The sequence below is a fragment of the Bradyrhizobium sp. 138 genome (genome assembly GCF_023074075.1).
Lineage (GTDB): Bacteria > Pseudomonadota > Alphaproteobacteria > Rhizobiales > Xanthobacteraceae > Bradyrhizobium.
Genome location: NZ_JADPKT010000084.1, coordinates 203,477 through 222,628, shown reverse-complemented (window position 1 = coordinate 222,628; position 19,152 = coordinate 203,477). Strand labels below are relative to the sequence as shown.

General features: G+C 64.5%; 14 protein-coding genes. 7 read left to right on the top strand and 7 right to left on the bottom strand.

Features of this window, described 5'->3' with window-relative positions; all coding sequences use genetic code 11:
- Window positions 1-119: 119 nt before the first annotated feature.
- Complete coding sequence (locus IVA79_RS28970) at window positions 120-2,138, top strand: EAL domain-containing protein (protein WP_247559454.1); 2,019 nt, start codon at window positions 120-122, stop codon at window positions 2,136-2,138.
- 65 nt (window positions 2,139-2,203) lie between these two features.
- Here the strand turns inward: IVA79_RS28970 and IVA79_RS28965 are convergent, their stop codons facing one another.
- The 6 genes from IVA79_RS28965 to hutI all read right to left on the bottom strand — a co-directional run bounded on the left by IVA79_RS28965 (window position 2,204) and on the right by hutI (window position 11,689).
- A complete protein-coding gene (locus IVA79_RS28965) occupies window positions 2,204-2,956 on the bottom strand; it encodes a hypothetical protein (protein ID WP_247559451.1) in 753 nt (250 codons plus the stop codon).
- Window positions 2,860-3,783 (bottom strand): hypothetical protein, encoded by a 924-nt coding sequence (locus tag IVA79_RS28960; protein ID WP_247559449.1) that lies wholly within the window; start codon window positions 3,781-3,783, stop codon window positions 2,860-2,862. Before IVA79_RS28960 ends, IVA79_RS28965 begins: the two co-directional genes overlap by 97 nt.
- A 24-nt stretch (window positions 3,784-3,807) precedes the next feature.
- Window positions 3,808-6,759, bottom strand: coding sequence for a patatin-like phospholipase family protein (locus tag IVA79_RS28955; RefSeq protein ID WP_247559447.1), 2,952 nt, complete (start codon window positions 6,757-6,759; stop codon window positions 3,808-3,810).
- Window positions 6,760-7,238: 479 nt separating this feature from the next.
- Complete coding sequence (gene hutU, locus IVA79_RS28950; protein WP_247559445.1) at window positions 7,239-8,909, bottom strand: urocanate hydratase; 1,671 nt, start codon at window positions 8,907-8,909, stop codon at window positions 7,239-7,241.
- A gap of 9 nt (window positions 8,910-8,918) precedes the next feature.
- On the bottom strand, window positions 8,919-10,478 hold the full coding sequence (hutH, locus tag IVA79_RS28945; RefSeq protein ID WP_247559443.1) for a histidine ammonia-lyase: 1,560 nt from the start codon (window positions 10,476-10,478) through the stop codon (window positions 8,919-8,921).
- Window positions 10,475-11,689 carry an imidazolonepropionase gene (gene hutI / locus IVA79_RS28940; RefSeq protein WP_247559441.1) on the bottom strand — a complete coding sequence of 405 codons (1,215 nt, stop codon included), beginning with the start codon at window positions 11,687-11,689 and terminating at the stop codon, window positions 10,475-10,477. Before hutI ends, hutH begins: the two co-directional genes overlap by 4 nt.
- Window positions 11,690-11,788: 99 nt before the next feature.
- Here hutI and IVA79_RS28935 point away from each other — a divergent pair, with 99 nt between their 5' ends.
- The 6 genes from IVA79_RS28935 to IVA79_RS28910 all read left to right on the top strand — a co-directional run bounded on the left by IVA79_RS28935 (window position 11,789) and on the right by IVA79_RS28910 (window position 17,754).
- Window positions 11,789-13,147, top strand: coding sequence for a formimidoylglutamate deiminase (locus IVA79_RS28935; RefSeq protein ID WP_247559439.1), 1,359 nt, complete (start codon window positions 11,789-11,791; stop codon window positions 13,145-13,147).
- Entirely contained in the window at window positions 13,144-13,872 is a 729-nt protein-coding gene (hutC, locus tag IVA79_RS28930) for a histidine utilization repressor (RefSeq protein WP_247559437.1), read from the top strand. The genes IVA79_RS28935 and hutC overlap by 4 nt, the downstream gene beginning before the upstream one ends.
- Window positions 13,873-13,956: 84 nt before the next feature.
- Entirely contained in the window at window positions 13,957-14,901 is a 945-nt protein-coding gene (locus tag IVA79_RS28925) for an ABC transporter substrate-binding protein (protein WP_247559435.1), read from the top strand.
- Between the two features lie 72 nt (window positions 14,902-14,973).
- Window positions 14,974-15,747 (top strand): ABC transporter permease, encoded by a 774-nt coding sequence (locus tag IVA79_RS28920; RefSeq protein ID WP_247559728.1) that lies wholly within the window; start codon window positions 14,974-14,976, stop codon window positions 15,745-15,747.
- Window positions 15,744-16,529, top strand: a complete 786-nt coding sequence (locus IVA79_RS28915; RefSeq protein ID WP_247559432.1) for an ABC transporter ATP-binding protein — start codon at window positions 15,744-15,746, stop codon at window positions 16,527-16,529. Before IVA79_RS28920 ends, IVA79_RS28915 begins: the two co-directional genes overlap by 4 nt.
- Window positions 16,522-17,754 (top strand): Zn-dependent hydrolase, encoded by a 1,233-nt coding sequence (locus tag IVA79_RS28910; protein WP_247559431.1) that lies wholly within the window; start codon window positions 16,522-16,524, stop codon window positions 17,752-17,754. The genes IVA79_RS28915 and IVA79_RS28910 overlap by 8 nt, the downstream gene beginning before the upstream one ends.
- 66 nt (window positions 17,755-17,820) lie before the next feature.
- Here IVA79_RS28910 and IVA79_RS28905 read toward each other — a convergent pair whose 3' ends face one another.
- Complete coding sequence (locus IVA79_RS28905) at window positions 17,821-18,753, bottom strand: AraC family transcriptional regulator (protein WP_247559429.1); 933 nt, start codon at window positions 18,751-18,753, stop codon at window positions 17,821-17,823.
- Window positions 18,754-19,152 lie beyond the last annotated feature (399 nt).

Sequence of the window (19,152 nt, the reverse complement as noted above, 5' to 3'; positions counted from 1 at the left end):
GTCCGCGGTCGCGTGCAACTTGCGCTAGCGCTTGAGCGCAAGTTCCACCTAACTCGCCCTTTACCCCCGCCATGCAAGATCGCCGGCGTTTTTCAAGGGATTCCGGGGCTCGTATTGCAATGCCTGTTGCCGATTTGAAGTCTTACTTTGCCGCCGCAACGCGGCTGTTTCGCGTTCCGGCGGACAATCCGGATCTGATGCGCGCGCAGTTCGACGCCTTCTCCAAGCAGGTCCCGCTGCTCTACTTCATCCTCATCAGCAACACGATCGCCGTCGCCTACACCTATGTGAATGTGGCGCCGGACTGGCTGACGATGATCGTGCCGAGCCTGCTGACCGGGCTCGCGGGGCTTCGAACCTATTGGTGGCTGCGCCAGCGTCACATCGTGCGCAGCGATGCCGACATCCTGCGCAATCTGCGCGCCACCAACTGGCTGACCCTGCCGGTCGGCGCCGGCTTCACCGCCTGGTCCTTTGCACTCTATCCCTACGGCGATCCCTTCGCCAAGAGCCAGGTCGCTTTCTACATGGCGGTCACCGTAATCGGCTGCATCTTTTCGCTGATGCATCTGCGCTCGGCGGCGCTGATCGTGACGCTGATCGTCGACGTGCCTTACGTGCTGTTCTTCTTCGCCACGGGCGAGCCGACACTGAAGGCGATCGCGGTCAACAACCTGCTGGTCTCGGGCGCGATGGTGACGGTGCTGTTCATCTATTACCGCGATTTCGCCGATCTCGTCGCCAGCCGCAAGTCGCTGCTCGCACAGCAGGCGGCGACGCAGGCGCTCTCGGACGAAAACTTCCGCCTTGCCAATCTCGATTCCCTCACCGAGCTGCCGAACCGCCGCCGCTTCTTCGCCGAGCTGTCGAGCGCCTTCACTGACGCCGAGCGCAGGAACGTTCGGGTCGCGGTCGGGATCATCGACCTCGATGGCTTCAAGCCGATCAACGACAATTCCGGCCACTCAGTCGGCGACCGCGTCCTGATCGAGGCGGGCCGGCGCATCCGCGAAGTTTGCGAGGGCTTTGGCCCGCAGCGCGTGGAAATAGCCCGGCTCGGCGGCGACGAGTTCGGTCTCGTGGTGTGCGGCGACCCCGAGGACGCCGACCTGATGCGGCTCGGCGAGCGCATCGGCAATCAGGTCAGGCTGCCCTATCAGCTCGACACCGCCCATACCGGGCTGTCCTGCTCGATCGGTTTCGCATTATTCCCGGACTCCGCGACGACGTCGGAAGCGCTCTATGAATGCGCCGATTACTCGCTCTATCATGCCAAGCGCCATCTGCGCGGCCGCACCGTGATCTTCTCGAGCGAGCTCGAGGCCGAGATCCGCAGCCGCGGCGTTATCGAGAATTTGCTGCGCAGCGCCGATTTCAGCACCGAGATGGACCTGGTGTTCCAGCCGATCGTGGATGCCATGAGCGAGCACACCGCCGGCTTCGAGGTTCTGGCGCGCTGGCACAGCTCCCGTCTCGGCCTGGTCTCGCCCGCCGACTTCATTCCAGCCGCCGAGCGCATCGGCCTGATCCGGCCGCTGACGCAGGCCCTGCTGGCTCGCGCGCTCGCGACCGCCAGAACCTGGCCCGATCACATCCGCCTGTCGTTCAACCTCTCCGCCCACGACGTCTGCACGGCCGAAGGCATCCTGCCGCTGATCTCCATCATCGAAAAGAGCGGGCTGCCGCCGCACCGGATCGATTTCGAGATCACCGAGACTGCGGTCACTTTCGACTTCGTGCGCGCGCAGCAGTCGATCGCGACGCTGAAGGCGATGGGATGCGGCGTTTCGCTGGACGATTTCGGCACCGGCTATTCCTCACTGAGCCACGTGCACCGGCTGCCGCTCGACAAGATCAAGATCGACCGCAGCTTCGTTTCCGACATCAACGACAATCCCGTGAGCTACAAGATCATCAAGTCGCTCACGGGCCTCTGCGACGACATGGAGATCGCCTGCGTCGCCGAGGGCGTCGAGACCCGTGCCCAGCTCGACACCCTGCGCCGGCTCGGCTGCGATTTCATCCAGGGCTATTATTTCGCAAAACCCATGCCAGGCCCTGCCGTGACCGGGTATCTCGCCGACGAAACCCGCCGGCTCGGGCTGCACGCCGAAGCCACGTCGCTGGTGCCGGCCTGAGCAGGCGCTGCATGCCGCAGCGCTGCCGGATGTTTTCGTGGCCGCACCCCCTTTTGCTGACTGCCTCAATTCCATTTCGTTGCGCTGTGCAGGAAGTCGAGCAACACCGTGCTGATCGCGATCACTGCAAGCGCATACGGGGCTGGAACGCTCGCTGGCGGCGTTGTGTTTCGACCGAGCCTGAGCACGCCGAGCACGAGCGCCATCGCCAGAACCGAGTAGATCAGGAAGATCGAGATAGTCGCGCCCGAAAGCAACTCGGGGTGATTGTGACAAACGGCGAGCCGGCAGAACAATTGCTGCACCAGATCCTCGTTCTTGCCGACGATCACGTCTCCCAGGAAGAATGAAATCGCGATCAGCGTAACCGCGGCGGCCCAATGCGTGATCAGCGCCACCGACCAGGCTCGCAACTTGACTTCACGCTTGAGCTGCGGCTCGACCGCAACCTGCATCGGAACAATCCGGGACAGGATGAAGCTCACTAGAAGGATCAACAGCATGCAGGACGAGACTGAAACGATGATCGCCAGCCATTCGTTACTCTTCAGCGCGCCTGCATAGCGCGTGAGCGTGTAGTACTGAAGCGGAACGGTCGCCCATACCCAATTGATAATTCTGCGCTCACGCTCGGGATTCGAGACGATCGCCGCATTCGGAAACGGCGTCGCCACGATACGCCAGCCGACGGACTGATGCGCGGTGCCGGGATCCGCTGTCATCATTGCCCCGGCCCACCCTTCCACGTGATCGTAGCTGTCATGCTCTCGCCCTTCGGTACGCGATGGATCACGAAATCGGTGCGGATCGGCCGCCAAGTCTTCGCCTGCTCCACCGCGTAAAAGTCGCGATTCCAGGTGAATATCTGGCCGCGCAGCGAAGAGGCGGTAGGCCGCGGCGAGGTGAAGCTGAAGCAGATGGGCCCCGGTCCCCGCACATAGGCGAACTCCGACGAAAGTCCGGCATAGCGCTGCGACCGCGCAGTCAGCTCGCCCGCAGCAACCGGGCCAACAACTTCTGTCGCGCGTGCGACCAGGACGGCGCTCGGCCGCACGTCGGGAAAGCCATAAGCGCCGTGCAGTGGGCCGACCTTATTTGGATCGTCTGTACGGAAGCACCCGCGACCGACATCGCTGACCTCGAAATGGAAGTACGTGCGCAGCCCCGAGTCTTCGCGCCGGTCCTTCGCCTGCTCGGCGTGATGATCGAAGTAGCGGTTCAACGACACGTATCGGCTGTTCTCGGTGAACGAGGCGAACTCGTCGCCCGTGAAAGGCTGAACGAGATGGCCACGCTGGCAGGAAGTCCGAACCTCCTTGCGATAGACCAATGCCTGATCAGCCCGTAGGCCGGCATCGGCCGCCTTTGTCTGCGAACGGACGTGATAGACAACCTCCTCGTTCTCGCCGACCGTACGTGGCCCGGCGGGAATGTAGTAGAACTGTGCGTTGATATCATATTTGAGCTCCCGCGGCATTGGCACCGGCACCGCGTCCTCCAATCGCTTGACGTAGAGACCAGGCGGCGCATTTGCCAATTGGGCGCAGTTGAAATCGGACTGCGCCAGCGATGCGACCGGCGCGCACAGTAGCAGAAGCGCCGTAATGCCTCTGGCAGTCGTTCGAGCGCGAGACGGGCAGAGCATGAAAGACCTCCCTCGGGCCAAGAATCACTTTGGGTATCTGTTATCGAGCACGGCAAACAGGTCCGCGATCTCCGATCCACGTCCGGGTCGGACATCGCCGAGAGCTTCTTCCATCACGAAAGCGCCGAGCGCGCGGTACGCCTCGAACTGGGTCTCGCCGAACCATTGGTTTGCGGTCGACTCGTGGGGAAATTCGGGATGCTGATTGAAATAGGCAATGACCGATGTGGGCTCGGTACCGAACAGGACGGGCTTCACGTAGAATAGCAGCCCGTGCCGGCGTTCTGCCTTCGTCTCCTCATCGAGGTCGGGCGGGGCAGCACCATCATCGGGGTAATAAATGTCTGCGAGCGAGCAGGGTTCGCCCTTGTAGGGCGAGGCCTTCCCGCTCGCGTCAAGCGGCGGCCGGAACTTGATGCGTACGCCGAAATCGATCGAGACCCGCCGAACCAGATTTCCGAGATCCTCGTAGCCGTAATTGGGATCGCAGGCCGCGTCGCTGATCATGATGAACTTGCAGCCGCGGCGGATCATCTCGTAAGCGCCGAGATTCTCGAAATGGCCACCGTCCGACAGGTAGACGTACGGATCATTCGCCTTGGTCATTCCCATCGCCTCGCGGAACAGTGGCTCGTAGGCGGGCCGCGGTCCCTGGCGGAAGAACGTAGCGGCGCCTTCCGGACCTGGATTGCCGGCCCACATGCCAAGCCGCACGTTGAACATCGTCATCAGCACGCCGAGCGACGGTGAGGAGTGATACCCCATGTTCGGACTGGCGGCGGCACCTGAGATTGTCACCGCAGTGCCGAGCGACATGCCGCCGTTGTAGTACGCCGCCGGACGGAAGCAGCCCTCGATCGGGACCGCATCCGGCGACGGGCGCCATTTCTGGTCACCCGAGCCGATGTACTGCGGCGTGGCCACGAACGATAGCGCTCTGCGCTCCTGGAGCTGCAGCTCCTGCGAGGCCAGCGTGTTCAGAGCCATGTTGACGACGAGGAACTGGGGTGGCGGCGTGGGTTCGTGCGGCGGTTTCCCCTTCAGCGGTTCGGCCTTGCTTGGCCAGATGTCACGCAGCTTGAGATTATCGCGCTCGTCGAAATCGGTGAACAAATTCGGCGTGCGATCCGTACGCGATGCGCCCAGGAACGTACGGATCAGGCGGTTGCGATAGATGTTGTGCAGCGAGAAGCGGTTGATATTGACGAAATGCGACACAATGAGCCCGAGGACGGTAAGGCCTATGAAGGCCCATAGCGTCCAGCTCATCGCCGTCAAGAGCGGTACGGGCTTGGCGAGCGCATCGGTCTCGGGAAGGCACTGACTCACGCGTGGAGTCGGCGCGCTCGTGAAGTACGATCGCGTGAGCGGCTCGCCGAACAGCAAATCGTCGAACTTCCACGAAATCAGGATGGCGACGCTTGCCAGGAAAACGGGCATGGCGCAACCGAGGATGGCGCGGTAGAGGACGGCCGTCAATGAATTGGCCTGCTCTCGCTTCATGGCAGCCGTTGATGGAGCCTTGCCGAGCAACGCGATCAGGATGCCGGCGAGGACGCCGGCGGCGGCAATGGCCTGCGGACCGACCGTCGGCGCCAAGCAGACCAGCTTGAACATCGACGGCGACCCGAGAAGCACCAGCGCCGTAACGATGAGGTAGATGCCTGCAACAAGGCTGTGATAGCCCGCAGCGCGCGCTAGCCATTCGCGCTCGGCATCTGCCCACGGGGTCTTGCTGGCGAGGCCAATATACGCCAACTCGCCGAAGAACAGCGCACTCATCGCCAGCGGAGGGCCGAAGGTGATGATCGCCAGATCGCGGTCCATCCAGTCCGGCTTGACCATTGGGAAGGCGTAGGCGAGCAGGGCAGCGGCTGCCCCGGTCACCGCGCCGGCGACCGTGAAACTGAATGCGGTCAGCACCACGTATCGCTTGGCCGGCTCCGTCGCGACCGTAGAATCCGTGGATTTAGGCAACGCGGCGCTCGCCGTGACGCTGCCCGTTTCGCTGGAATCGAGTTCGGCCTTCCGCGCGAAGTAGAACGCCAGGAGCCATACCGTGAGCCCGATCACCGCACCCGTGCCTGTGATGCTCACCGCGTCGGCAAGATCGAAGCTCCTGTTTTTTGCGAAGGCCGTTGCCGCAGCGGTCATCGTGAAAATGGTGCCGAGCGCCATGGGAAGTAGCTCGTTCTTATTGAAGCGCAATCCCTGCGAAACTTCGCTCTCCCAGCCGGGCCGTTGTCGCAGCGAATCCACCAGTGAGGCGCCGATCAACGCCAACCCGATGCTGGCGAGCAAGGCGGGCAGTTCCTGCAACCATTCGACCCGATCAAGCAGCCAGACGCCCATTGCCCCGAGCTTCACGGCGATGATGCCGGCAATGACAAAAGGAAATATGATCATCCAGTTGAGCAGCAGATTGCGCGTGAACAGCGCTACGATCGTCAGGGTATCAGCGGACACCAGGCCCGAATGCGGAGCCAGATAGCGGCTGTACCTTCGGAGATGCGACAATGGCGAGTCGGGCGCCGGCCTCGCCCATAGGTCCAGCTGCTTCTCAACCTTGTCATAGTCGGTACGCTGTACCCAAGCGGTGAGGAAGGCGCCGACGTAGCCTCCGCCCGAGACGGTCGAGAGATAATCAAAATGCTTGAGCAGCTTTCTGGACGCGAGCGCCTGGACCACGCCAAGCGCAAATGCCGCGCTACGGATGCCGCCACCGGATAATGAGAGCGCCGAGAGCTGCATATCGTGCGCGTTGCCATCGTCGCTACGGCCGCCAAGCGACTCGCGGCGCTTGCGAATCCAAGCAAGCTCGTCGGCCTGCACCTTATCCCATCCGATCGGGTGGACGTCAGTGGCAGGACTGCCGAGCCCCAGCAGGTCCGGTACAATCGAGATCTTGCGGCGCAAGATCCTTGTCAGAGCCTCCACGCCTCTTGGATCGGGCGGCGCTTGCCCATCGTCAGCCATGTCCCAGCCCCCTGTACACGCCGGCGACACATGATGCCGCAAAACCTGAGCTAGCAAGAAGCAAAAAAGCTCGCTCAGGTCGAAATAAATGGTTGACATCCCGACAAGGTATCAGACGAGGGATGGGGCGATCGTTGCGACAAATCGATGAGGGCCGACGCGATGGCCGCTATCTCATGGACGAATTCTGCCGTCGGGGCACGCCGAAACCGCACTCTGGTGCCGGTCCGAGCGGCTCACACGCAGTCGCGCTCCTGGACGTCCTGGTCTGCCAAAAGCTCCGTCGCGTTGCTCTCATGCACCGGCTATCCTGGTCGATGATGACGGCGCGGTTGGCCAGGGCCCATTCGACGTTCCGCTGCGTCGCGATGCTGAAGCTGCTGGTCTATACGCCCGCGGCGTTCAGAGGGACTTTAACCCCTCACCCGGACCGCATCTCATACCTCTTCCTGTGGGACAGGTGAACAAGGGAGCTGTCGCTACTTCGCCAGGCTCGGCAGGTCGAGCCCCTTGTCGCGGGCACAGTCGATCGCGATGTCGTAGCCGGCATCGGCGTGGCGCATGACGCCGGTGGCCGGGTCGTTCCACAGCACGCGCTCGATCCGTTTGGCCGCTTCCGGCGTGCCGTCGGCAACGATCACCATGCCGGCATGCTGGGAATAGCCGATGCCGACGCCGCCGCCGTGATGCAGCGACACCCAGGTGGCGCCGCTGGCGCAATTGAGCAGCGCGTTCAACAGCGGCCAGTCCGACACCGCGTCCGAGCCGTCCTTCATCGCCTCGGTCTCGCGGTTGGGGCTCGCCACCGAGCCGCTGTCGAGATGATCGCGGCCGATCACGATCGGCGCCTTGAGCTCGCCGCGTGCCACCATCTCGTTGAAGGCGAGGCCGAGCCGGTGACGATCGCCGAGACCGACCCAGCAGATCCGCGCCGGCAGGCCCTGAAACTTGATGCGCGCCTTGGCCATGTCGAGCCAGTTGTGCAGATGCTTGTCGTCGGGCATCAGCTCCTTGACCTTGGCGTCGGTCTTGAAGATGTCCTCGGGGTCACCCGAGAGCGCAGCCCAGCGGAACGGCCCGACGCCGCGGCAGAACAGAGGGCGGATATAGGCGGGAACGAAGCCGGGGAAATCGAAGGCGTTCTTCAGGCCCATGTCCTGCGCCATCTGGCGGATGTTGTTGCCGTAGTCGACCGTCGGAATGCCCAGCGCGTGGAAGTCCAGCATGGCCTGGACGTGCTCGACCATCGAGGACTTCGAGGCGCGTTCGACCGCCTTCGGATCGGCGCTGCGCTTGGCTTCCCACTCGGCGAGCGTCCAGCCCTTCGGCAGATATCCGTTGACCGGATCGTGCGCGCTGGTCTGGTCGGTGACGACGTCGGGCTTGACGCCACGGCGCACCAGTTCTGGGAAGATCTCGGCGGCATTGCCGAGCAGGCCGACCGAGACCGCCTTCTTCGTCTTTGCGGCGTCCGCCATGATCGCCAGCGCCTCGTCGAGCGTCGCGGCCTGGCGATCGAGATAGCCGGTGCGCAAGCGCATCTCGATGCGGCTCGGCTGGCATTCGACCGCGAGCATCGAAGCACCGGCCATGGTCGCAGCCAGCGGCTGCGCGCCGCCCATGCCGCCGAGACCGGCGGTGAGAATCCATTTGCCGGCAAGGCTGCCGCCATAGTGACGCCGTCCGACCTCGACGAAGGTCTCGTAGGTGCCCTGCACGATGCCCTGACTGCCGATATAGATCCAGGAGCCCGCCGTCATCTGGCCGTACATCATCAGGCCCTGGCGATCGAGCTCGTTAAAATGATCGAGCGTCGCCCAATGCGGCACGATGTTGGAGTTCGCGATCAGCACGCGCGGCGCATCGGCATGGGTCCGAAACACGCCGACCGGCTTACCGGACTGGACCAGCAGCGTCTGGTCGCCTTCGAGCTTGCGCAAGGCCGCAACGATCCGGTCAAAGCTCTCCCAGTCGCGCGCGGCGCGGCCGATCCCGCCATAGACGACGAGCTCGCTCGGGCGCTCTGCGACGTCAGGATCGAGGTTGTTCATCAGCATGCGCAGCGGCGCTTCCGTCAGCCAGGTCTTGGCGCTGATGTCGCTGCCGCGGGGCGCGCGGATGGTGCGGTCATTGTCCAGTCGGCGGTTCATGCGGACCTCTTAATCAAGTCTCGGAAACGGATCGGATGGAAGTGCGGCAATGGCCGCGGCCGGCAACGCATCGGCTTCGATCAGTGCGGCGGCCTTGGCGAGATCGCCGGCCATGTAGCGGTCGGCGCCGAGTGCGGGCACCTGCTCGCGAAGCTTATCAATGACGGCAACGAGCGGCGTGCTGGTCGCATGCGGCGCGCGCAGGGTGATGCCTTGCGCGGCGACCAGCAACTCGATGCCCAAAATGGCGGCGAGATTGTCGGCCATGTCCGACAGCCGCCGCGCGGCGTGCGCCGCCATCGAGACGTGGTCTTCCTGATTGGCGCTGGTCGGGGTCGAGTCGATCGAGCAGGCCGCTGCGCGCTGCTTGTTCTCGGCATAGAGCGCGGCGGCCGTGACCTCGGCGATCATGAAGCCCGAATTGATGCCGGGATCAGGTGTCAGGAACGGCGGCAGGCCGAAATTGAGCGCGGGATCGACCAGCGTCGCGATACGCCGCTCGCTGATCGCACCGATCTCCGACAGCGCCAGCGCAATCGAGTCGGCGGCAAACGCCACCGGCTCGGCGTGGAAATTGCCACCGGAGACGATCTCGCCGCTCTCGACCAGCACCAACGGATTGTCGGTGACGGCATTGGCCTCGATAATCAGCGTGCGCGCGGCCTGCGTGATCAGGTCGAGCGCCGCACCCGCGACCTGCGGCTGGCAACGCAGGCAATAAGGATCCTGCACGCGTTCGTCGCCGTCGAGATGCGACAGGCGGATGTCGCTGCCATCGAGCAGCGCCGTCAGCGTCGCGGCCGCGGCGATCTGCCCGGCATGACCGCGCAGCGCCTGGATTTCGGGACGGAACGGCGCCGTCGAGGCCATGGCCGCGTCCACCGACAATGCGCCGGTCACGAGCGCGGCGCGCGCCATGCGAAATGCACGCAGCACGCCTGATATCGCGTAGGCGGTCGAGAACTGCGTGCCGTTGATCAGCGCGAGGCCTTCCTTGGGGCCGAGGGTCAGCGGCGCGATTCCGGCCGCGGCGAGCGCCTCGCTGCCGGATACGATCTTGCCATCGACGATCGCCTGTCCTTCGCCGATCATGACCGCAGTCATGTGCGCCAGCGGTGCAAGATCGCCGGAGGCGCCGACCGAGCCCTGCTGCGGTACCAGTGGAGTGACGCCTCGCGCCAGCATCCCCTGCAATTGCTCGATCACCTCACGGCGTACGCCCGAGGCGCCGCGCCCAAGCGAGACGATCTTCAGCGCCATCATCAGGCGAACAATCGGCTCAGGCGTCGCGGGGCCGACACCGCAGCAATGCGACACGATCAGATTGCGCTGAAGCAGCGCGGTCTGATCGGGCGGAATACGCTTCGAGGCGAGTTTCCCGAATCCGGTGTTGATGCCGTAGACGGGGGCATCGGCTTGCGCGGCCTTCGCAACAATCTCGGCGGCCGCCACCACGCGCGGCCAGAACGAGGAATCGAGCACAACGGCTTGTCCTGCGAGCACGCGCGCGAGATCATCGAGGCTGACCGTGCCCGGCGTAACGACGATCGCTGCACCCTGCCCCATCATTGACCCCTCCACACCCGGCGATGCAGCGGATTGAAGCCGATGCGGTAGACGAGCTCGGCCGGTCGCTCGATGTCCCAGATCGCGAGATCGCACCATTTGCCGGCCTCCAGCGTGCCGGTCTCATTGAGCATGCCGAGCGCCCGCGCGCCTTCACGGGTGACGCCCGCAAGGCATTCGGCCACGTTCATCCGGAACAGCGTCGCGCCCATGTTCATGGTGAGCAGCAGCGAGGTCAGCGGCGAGCTGCCCGGGTTGCAATCGGTCGCGAGCGCCATGTGCACGCCATGTTTGCGGAATGCCTCGACCGGAGGCTTCTGCGTCTCGCGGATGAAGTAGAACGCGCCGGGCAGCAGCACGGCGACGGTTCCGGCCTTCGCCAGCGCGGCGGCGCCGGCGTCATCCGTGTGCTCGAGATGATCGGCCGACAGCGCCGAGAATCTTGCGGCGAGCGCAGCACCCCCGAGGTTCGACAGCTGATCGGCATGAAGCTTGACCGGCAGCCCAAGCCCTCTCGCCGTCTCGAACACCCGCGCCGTCTGCTCGGCCGAGAACGCGATGCCCTCCATGAAAGCATCGACGGCGTCGGCGAGGCCGGCCTTTGCAACAGCCGGCAGCATCTCCTTGCACACGCGATCGATGTAGCGATCCTTGTCGCCGTCCGCTTCCAGCGGCAGGGCGTGGGCTCCGAGAAAGGACGTGCGGATCGCAACCGGTCGTTGACGGCTAAGGCCGCGCGCGGCCACGAGCTGCCGCATCTCGGCCTCGGTGTCGAGGCCATAGCCGGATTTGATCTCGACGGTGGTTGCGCCCTCGTCGATCAGCGCATCGAGCCGTGGCAACGCGGTGGCGATGAGATCTGCCTCGCTCGCCTTGCGCGTGGCAGCCACCGTCGAGACGATGCCGCCGCCGGCGCGCGCGATCTCCTCGTAGCTCGCGCCCTTCAGGCGCAGCTCGAATTCGTGGGCGCGGTTGCCGCCATAGACGAGATGGGTGTGACAGTCGACGAGGCCGGGCGTGATCCAGCGCCCTTCGCAGTCGATCGTTTCGGCTGCATCGGCATCGACGGGAAAATCTGTCTGGGCACCGGCATAGACAATACGTCCGCCGCGCGCGGCGATCACCCCGTGCTCGATCTCGCCGAGATCAGGACGGTCGGCCCGCATCGTGGCGAGGCGGGCATTGTGCCAGATCCGGTCGAAGCGCTCTGCCATGCAATGGTCCCTTCGCGGATGTCCCTGCGCCTTGGGATGCTTGACTTATATGTCTAGACATATAATCGTATGGGCCTTCTGTCCAGCCGGCATGGAAACATGACACGACTGCATTTCGCCTCCGCGCTCCTGCCCTCGGGCTGGGCCAATGACGTGCAGGTGGTGATCACCGCCGGCGCGATCGCGGAGGTGACCGCGGGCGTGCAGCCTGCCGCAGGCGACGAGCGCCACGCTATCGCGCTGCCGGGATTGGCGAGCCTGCACAGCCACGCGTTCCAGCGCGGCATGGCCGGGCTTGCCGAGCTGCGCGGCGATTCCACCGACACCTTCTGGACCTGGCGCGAGACGATGTATCGCTTTGCGTTGGCGATGACGCCGGACGACGTCGTTGCCGTTGCCACGCTGCTCTATGTCGAGATGCTGGAGCAGGGTTTTACCCGCGTCGGCGAATTCCACTATCTGCATCACGACCGCGACGGCGCTCACTATGCCGATCCCGCCGAGATGGCCGCGCGGATTGCGCAGGCTGCCGAGGCCTCCGGCATTGCCCTGACGTTGCTGCCGAGCTTTTATGCGCACGGCTCGTTCGGCGGCGCCGCGCCGCATGCCGGCCAGCGCCGCTTCATTTGCTCGGTCGATCAGTTCGCCGCGCTGATGAGCGCCTCGCGCAAGGCGATCAGCACGTTGCCCGGCGCCAATATCGGCATCGCACCGCACAGCCTGCGTGCGGCCACGCCGGACGAGCTTGCGGCGATCATTCCGTTTGCCGAAGGCGGGCCGGTGCATATCCATGCCGCCGAGCAGGTGAAGGAAGTCGAGGATTGCCTGGCATGGTCAGGACGGCGACCGGTGCAATGGTTGCTGGAGCACGCGCCAGTCGATCAGCGCTGGTGCCTCATTCACGCGACTCATACGACGGATGAGGAAGTCGCCGCCTTTGCGGAGACCGGCGCGGTTGCCGGCCTCTGCCCCATCACCGAGGCGAGCCTTGGCGACGGCATTTTTCCGGCGCGCGAATTTCTGGACGCTGGCGGCGCGTTCGGTATCGGCACCGATTCCAACGTGCTGGTCGGCGTCGCCGACGAATTGCGCCAGCTCGAATACGGCCAACGGCTCAAGCATCGCGCGCGCAACGTGCTCTCCAGCGGCGCGGGCCGTTCGACGGGGCGCACATTATTCGATCACGCGCTCGCAGGCGGCGCCCAAGCGCTGGCGCAGGGGATGGTGGGACTTACGCCCGGCGCGCGCGCCGACATCGTCACGCTCGACGCCGCGCATCCGTCGCTCGCGGGACGCCACGGCGATGCCGCCATCGACGGTTGGATCTTTGCCGCAGGGACTGGCGCGATCGATTGCGTCTGGGCCGGCGGCCACAAGGTCGTCGAAGGCGGCCGGCACAGATTGCGCCAGGCCGCGCGCGAGCGCTTCAATGCGGCGGTGCGGAGGCTCCTCGCATGAGCCTCGCGACCGATGCCGCCGACAAGCCGACGCTCTACAAGCGCATTCGCGCCGACATCGAGAAGCGCATCCTGACCGGTGAGTGGCCTCCCGGACATCGCATCCCGTTCGAGCACGAGCTGGTGGCGCGTTACGGCTGCTCGCGCATGACGGTGAACAAGGCGCTGTCGGAGCTCGCGCAAGCCGATCTGATCGAACGGCGGCGGCGCGCCGGCTCGTTCGTACGCCGACCGCAACATCAGTCGGCGGTGCTCAAGATCGCCGACATCCGCGCCGAGATCACCGCATTGGGGCGCGCCTACGGCTATGAGCTGATCCATCGCAAGCTGCGAGCTGCGACCGCAGCCGACCGTGACCGTCTCGGCGTGAGGAAGGCCGGCAAGGTGGTTTCGATCACCTGCCGGCACAGCGCCGACAACGTGCCGTTTGCGGTCGAGGACAGGCTGATCGACCTGTCGTCGGTGCCTGCCGCCGCGGCCGCGGATTTCTCGCGCGAGCCGCCCGGCTCGTGGCTGCTTCACCACGTCCCATGGACGGAGGCCGAGCATACGATCAGCGCCATCGTTGCGGACGACCATACGGCGGACGCGCTCGCGATCGCCGTCGGCGCGCCCTGTCTCGTGATCGACCGTTACACCTGGCGCAGCGCGCGCACGATCACCGCCGTGCGCCTGCTCTATCCCGGTGACTCTCACCGCCTTGTCGCGCGATTCAAGGGAGGCTGAGAGGATATGTCGGCACAAATCGTGCATCGCTACATGAAGAGATCAACAGGACGTCAATCCATCGATCGGCAGAGGACGACAATCATGCGTAATTCGACGATATTTGCGACAATCATTGCCCTCGCGGCCTCCACTCCCGTGCTCGCCGACGACGTCAAGGTCGGCGTCGGCATTTCCGGATGGACCGGCTTTGCGCCGCTGACGCTGGCGAAGGAGGCCGGCATCTTCAAGAAGAACGGGCTCGACGTGACGATCAAGAAAATCCCGCAGAAGGACCGTCATCTCGCGATCGCCTCCGGTGACGTCCAGTGCGCGGCAACGACGGTCGAGACCTGGATCTCCTGGAACGCCAATGGCGTTGCGACCAAGCAGATCTTCCAGCTCGACAAGAGCTATGGCGCCGACGGCATGGCCGTACGCAACGACCTCGCCTCGATCAAGGACCTCAAGGGCAAGACCGTCGCGGCCTCGGCGCCCGGCACCTCGCCGTATTTTGCGCTGGCCTGGATGCTGAAGAAGAACGGCCTCACCGTGAAGGACGTCACCGTCGTCAACCTGGAGCCGGCTGCGGCCGCGCAGGCTTTCGTCTCCGGCCAGAACGATGCCGCGATGACCTATGAGCCTTACCTGTCGACGGTGCGCGCCGCGCCCGACAAGGGCAAGATCATCGCGACCACGCTGGACTATCCGATGGTGATGGACACTTTCGGCTGTACGCCGAAATTCCTTACCGAGAATCCCAAGGCCGCCAAGGCACTCGCCGACAGTTATTTCGAGGCGCTCGACATGATCGCCAAGGACCAGGCCAAGGCCTACGAGATCATGGGCGCCGACGTGAAGCAGACCGGCGAGCAGTTCGGCAACTCGGCAAAATATCTGCGCTGGCAGGACAAGGCCGCGAACCAGAAGTTCTTCGCCGGCGACTTCCTGACCTTCAACAAGGAGGCCGCCGACCTCCTGCTCGAGATCGGCATCATCAAGGCCGCGCCGAAGGTCGAGGACCTCTTCGACGCGAGCTACATCAAGTAAACCTCTCGAGAGCTGCCGGCCCCGTCTCGCGGCGGGGCCGGCAAATCGTTTCAACGCCGGATAGACAGTTTGATGCGTCCCCTGGACCCTGTGACATCGAAGCAGCGCGTGGCCTATGGCCTCGCGTTCTTCGTGCTGTTCGTTGCCCTCTGGTCCTGGGCAACGCTCGGCGGCCATGTGTCGAAAACCTTCCTCGCCAACCCCTTGACCATGGTGCAGGAGGGTTATGACCTGCTGGCCAAGCAGGGCTTCGTCTACGATATCGGCATGACGATCTGGCGCGTCGTCGGCGGCTTCGCGCTCGCGGCGATCATCGCAGTCCCGCTCGGTGTGCTGATGGGCGCCTACAAGCCGATCGAGGCATTCCTTGAGCCCTTCGTCTCCTTTGCGCGCTATCTGCCTGCCTCCGCCTTCATCCCGCTGCTGATCCTGTGGGCCGGCATCGGTGAACTGCAAAAACTGCTCGTCATCTTCATCGGCTCGGTGTTCCAGGTCATCCTGATGGTCGCCGTCACCGTCGGCGCGACGCGGCGCGACCTGGTCGAGGCGGCCTATACGTTGGGTGCCAGCGACCGCGGCATCATCCGCCGCGTGCTGCTGCCCTCCTCCGCCCCCGAGATCGCGGAAATCCTGCGGCTGGTGCTGGGCTGGGCCTGGACTTACGTCATCGTCGCCGAGCTGATCGGCTCGTCCTCGGGGATCGGTCACATGATCACCGACAGCCAGGCGCTGCTCAACACCGGCCAGATCATCTTCGGCATCATCGTGATCGGGCTGATCGGGCTCCTCTCGGACTTCATGTTCAAGGCATTCAACGCCTGGCTGTTTCCGTGGAGGCTCGCATGACGATCCTCAAGATCGAGCAGGTCTCCCGCACCTTCCCCGCGCGCCACGGCAACGCGCCGACGCGGGCGCTGGAGCCGACCGACCTCACCATCGGCAACAACGACTTCGTCACCATCCTTGGGCCCTCCGGCTGCGGCAAGTCCACGCTGCTCCGCATCGTCGCCGGCCTCGATCGTCCCACCAGCGGGCGCGTCACGCTCGATGGGCGCGAGGTGACAGGTCCCGGCGCCGATCGCGGCATGGTGTTCCAGTCCTACACGCTATTTCCCTGGCTCACTGTGCGCGAGAACATCGCGTTCGGCCTGCGCGAGCGTGGTGTGTCCGAGGCGGAGCGCAACAAGATTGCCGACGCGTTCATCCGCCAGGTCGGGTTGTCCGGCTTCGAGAACCATTGGCCGAAGCAGCTGTCCGGCGGCATGCAGCAGCGCACCGCAATTGCCCGCGCGCTCGCCAACGATCCGAAAATCCTGCTGCTCGACGAGCCGTTCGGCGCACTGGACAACCAGACCCGCGCCTTGATGCAGGAGATGCTGCTCGGGATCTGGGAGCGCGACCAGAAAACCGTGCTGTTCGTGACCCACGACATCGAGGAAGCGATCTTCCTCGGCAGCCGCGTCATCGTCATGAGCGCGCGCCCCGGCCGGATCAAAGCCGAGATCAATGTGGACCTGCCGCATCCGCGCTCCTACAAGATCAAGACGACGCCGGAATTCGTCCAGCTCAAGGAGCGGCTGGTCGAGGAAATCCGCACCGAGGCACTCAAGGTTGCCGAACATGCCTGACACCACGCCGCGCGCCGACGGCCAGCGCGTCCTCGCCGACTTGAATGCACTCCGTGCCATTGGTGCTTACAAAACAGGCGTGCACAAGCCGACCTTCTCCGAGCCGCACAAGCTTTCGCTGGACTGGCTGGTGCGCAAGCTGCCGGAGGCGGGCCTCTCCGCTTCGATCGACGGCATCGGCAACGTGTTCGGCACCAGCACCAAGCCCGGACCGAAGCTGCTGGCCGGCTCGCATCTGGAGAGCCAGAACTATGCCGGCTGGCTCGATGGCCCGCTCGGCGTCGTCTATGCGCTCGAGGCCGCGCGCGTGCTCAATGCCGATCCTTCCGTGAACGGCGCGGTCGAAGTCGCCGCCTGGTGCGACGAGGAAGGGCATTTCGGCCATTTCCTCGGCTCTCGCTCCTATGTCGGGCAAGTGACGGAAGCCGACATCGACGCCGCGTGCGATCGCACCAGCGGCCGCACGATGCGCGACGCACTCGCCGACATGGGGCTCGCCGGCCGCCCGCGCGTCACCGCCGAGCCGGGCCGCCACGTCGGATATCTCGAGGCGCATATCGAGCAGGGCGACACGCTCGAAAGCGGCAAGCTCGCGATCGGCGTCGTCACCTCCATCGTCGGCATCTGGCAATACCAGATCAATTTCGTTGGCGAGCAGAATCACGCCGGCACCACGCGCATGGCCGTGCGCAGGGATGCGGGGCTGGCGCTGGCCAAATTCTGCGTCGCCATCGACGAGCGTTTTCCTGATGCCTGCGGTCCGCGCACGGTCTGGACCACCGGGCGCATCACGCTCGATCCGGGTGCGCCGAGCATCATTCCGGGCGGCGCCGAAATGCTGTTCCAGATCCGCGACGACGATCCGGCCGTCATCGCCCGGCTGGAGAAATTGCTGCGGACCATGGCGGAGGAGGCCAGTGCGAGCGGTCCCTGCACCGCCACCGTGACGAAGCTGCGCACCGGCGCGCCCGCGATGATGAACGCCGGCTTCCAGGATGCGATCGACGTCGCAAGCAAGGCGTTCGCTGGTGGACGATCCGTTCGCATGCCCAGCGGCGCGGGCCACGATGCGCAGATGCTGGCAACGGTCATGCCCGCCGGCATGCTGTTCGTGCCGTCGATCGGCGGCATCAGCCATCACTGGACCGAAGACACCACTGATGCCGATATCGTCACTGGTGCGGAGGTCTTCGTCGACGCTTGCCGGCGCATCCTCGGCGGCTGATGTGACGACAAGCGATTGCGCGATCTGACGCGAATGCTGCGGGCAGTCGCCCCGCATCACCGGAGTTCACGCGTCTGTGCCCGAGACGCCGGACGTCTGTCGGCGCCACACGGCCGGGCTGACGCCGACGATCGAGGAAAACACGCGGGTGAAGTGACTTTGGTTGGCAAACCCCGCCGAGATCGCGATCTCCGACAGGGGCAGGCCGCGCACGCTCATCAACTGCTTGGCGGCATTCACGCGCTGATGAAGCAGCCATTGATGCGGCGGCATGCCGACCGCGCTTCGAAATGCACGTGAAAAATGGCTGACCGAGAGGTCGAGCTCGCTCGCGATCGTCTGCAGCGAGAGTTTGCCGCCGAGATCGGATTCCAGCCGCTCGCAGGCGCGTTTTACCTGCCAGGGCGCGAGACCGCCGCGGGTGGGCCCCGCCAAGGCTTGAAGGCCGCCGTAAGTCCGGACGACATGGACGGTCAAGGCGAGCATCATGTGATCGATGAAAAGCTGGTTGGCTTCGTGCGGCCGTCGCAGCCCGTGTTGCAGCGCCGCTCCGATGTGTCGGATGATCTCGTCGTCGTGGCCGACGCCAATCTGACAGTCGAGCTGATCGACGCGCTTCGCCCCGCTCTGCTCGGCGACGCCATCGAGGGCTGAGCGTGGAAGATAGAAAAAGAGCGAGTGGAACGGCTTGTCGATCACATAGCGCGGATCGAGCTTGAGGTCGTAGAGATAGGTCGTCCCGGCGCGAACGTCCGCCTTCATGATGGATTTGCCGCGCTCCCAGAGCTCGCAATCCGGGTAGTCGCGAAGCTTCAGGCTGACGAGAAACGCATCTTCCGCGGTGAGCGAGCCGGACAGACCCATCAGCGGGCGATCATTCCGCGTCTCGGTGACCGCGAGCTCGGCGCTGCGCAGCGAGCGCGTGACCAGGGCGGGCGGCGCCTCCTTCAAACGCAGGAATTGCCCGAGCTTCTCTCCGTAGGCGCCTGCCTGGGTCATCGGATTGGCCTTTGGAAGTCCGCGTGCGGGCCACATTGCTCCAGCATTTCAGATGCGCATTACAATATCCGACAGCTTCTGTCCACGTGCGCGCGCGAAGCGAGCTTCACAGGTTTTCACAAACGCACGATCACATGGCGCGACGTGGACATTTGAATCGCAGACACGCCTTCGCACTGCCGTAGGGTGGGCAAAGGCGCGCAGCGCCGTGCCCACGATCTCCCTCCATGAGCAACAAGGCGTGGGCACGCTGCGCTTTGCCCACCCTACGATATCGAGTGCCGTAGGGTGGGCAAAGCGGAGCGTGCCCACGTATCTTTCGCGGCCGACAGAAATCGTGGGCACGGCGCAAGAGCGCCTTTGCCCACCCTACGATATTTGAATTTGTGACACGCAGAC

What these genes read in the sequence shown, in the direction of transcription:
- IVA79_RS28905 (WP_247559429.1), bottom strand. Translation starts at nt 18,753, where the DNA reads ATGACCCAGGCAGGCGCCTACGGAGAGAAGCTCGGGCAATTCCTGCGT.
- IVA79_RS28925 (WP_247559435.1), top strand. Translation starts at nt 13,957, where the DNA reads ATGCGTAATTCGACGATATTTGCGACAATCATTGCCCTCGCGGCCTCC.
- hutC (WP_247559437.1), top strand. Translation starts at nt 13,144, where the DNA reads ATGAGCCTCGCGACCGATGCCGCCGACAAGCCGACGCTCTACAAGCGC.
- IVA79_RS28935 (WP_247559439.1), top strand. Translation starts at nt 11,789, where the DNA reads ATGACACGACTGCATTTCGCCTCCGCGCTCCTGCCCTCGGGCTGGGCC.
- hutH (WP_247559443.1), bottom strand. Translation starts at nt 10,478, where the DNA reads ATGATGGGGCAGGGTGCAGCGATCGTCGTTACGCCGGGCACGGTCAGC.
- hutI (WP_247559441.1), bottom strand. Translation starts at nt 11,689, where the DNA reads ATGGCAGAGCGCTTCGACCGGATCTGGCACAATGCCCGCCTCGCCACG.
- IVA79_RS28920 (WP_247559728.1), top strand. Translation starts at nt 14,974, where the DNA reads ATGCGTCCCCTGGACCCTGTGACATCGAAGCAGCGCGTGGCCTATGGC.
- IVA79_RS28960 (WP_247559449.1), bottom strand. Translation starts at nt 3,783, where the DNA reads ATGCTCTGCCCGTCTCGCGCTCGAACGACTGCCAGAGGCATTACGGCG.
- IVA79_RS28910 (WP_247559431.1), top strand. Translation starts at nt 16,522, where the DNA reads ATGCCTGACACCACGCCGCGCGCCGACGGCCAGCGCGTCCTCGCCGAC.
- IVA79_RS28970 (WP_247559454.1), top strand. Translation starts at nt 120, where the DNA reads ATGCCTGTTGCCGATTTGAAGTCTTACTTTGCCGCCGCAACGCGGCTG.
- IVA79_RS28955 (WP_247559447.1), bottom strand. Translation starts at nt 6,759, where the DNA reads ATGGCTGACGATGGGCAAGCGCCGCCCGATCCAAGAGGCGTGGAGGCT.
- IVA79_RS28915 (WP_247559432.1), top strand. Translation starts at nt 15,744, where the DNA reads ATGACGATCCTCAAGATCGAGCAGGTCTCCCGCACCTTCCCCGCGCGC.
- hutU (WP_247559445.1), bottom strand. Translation starts at nt 8,909, where the DNA reads ATGAACCGCCGACTGGACAATGACCGCACCATCCGCGCGCCCCGCGGC.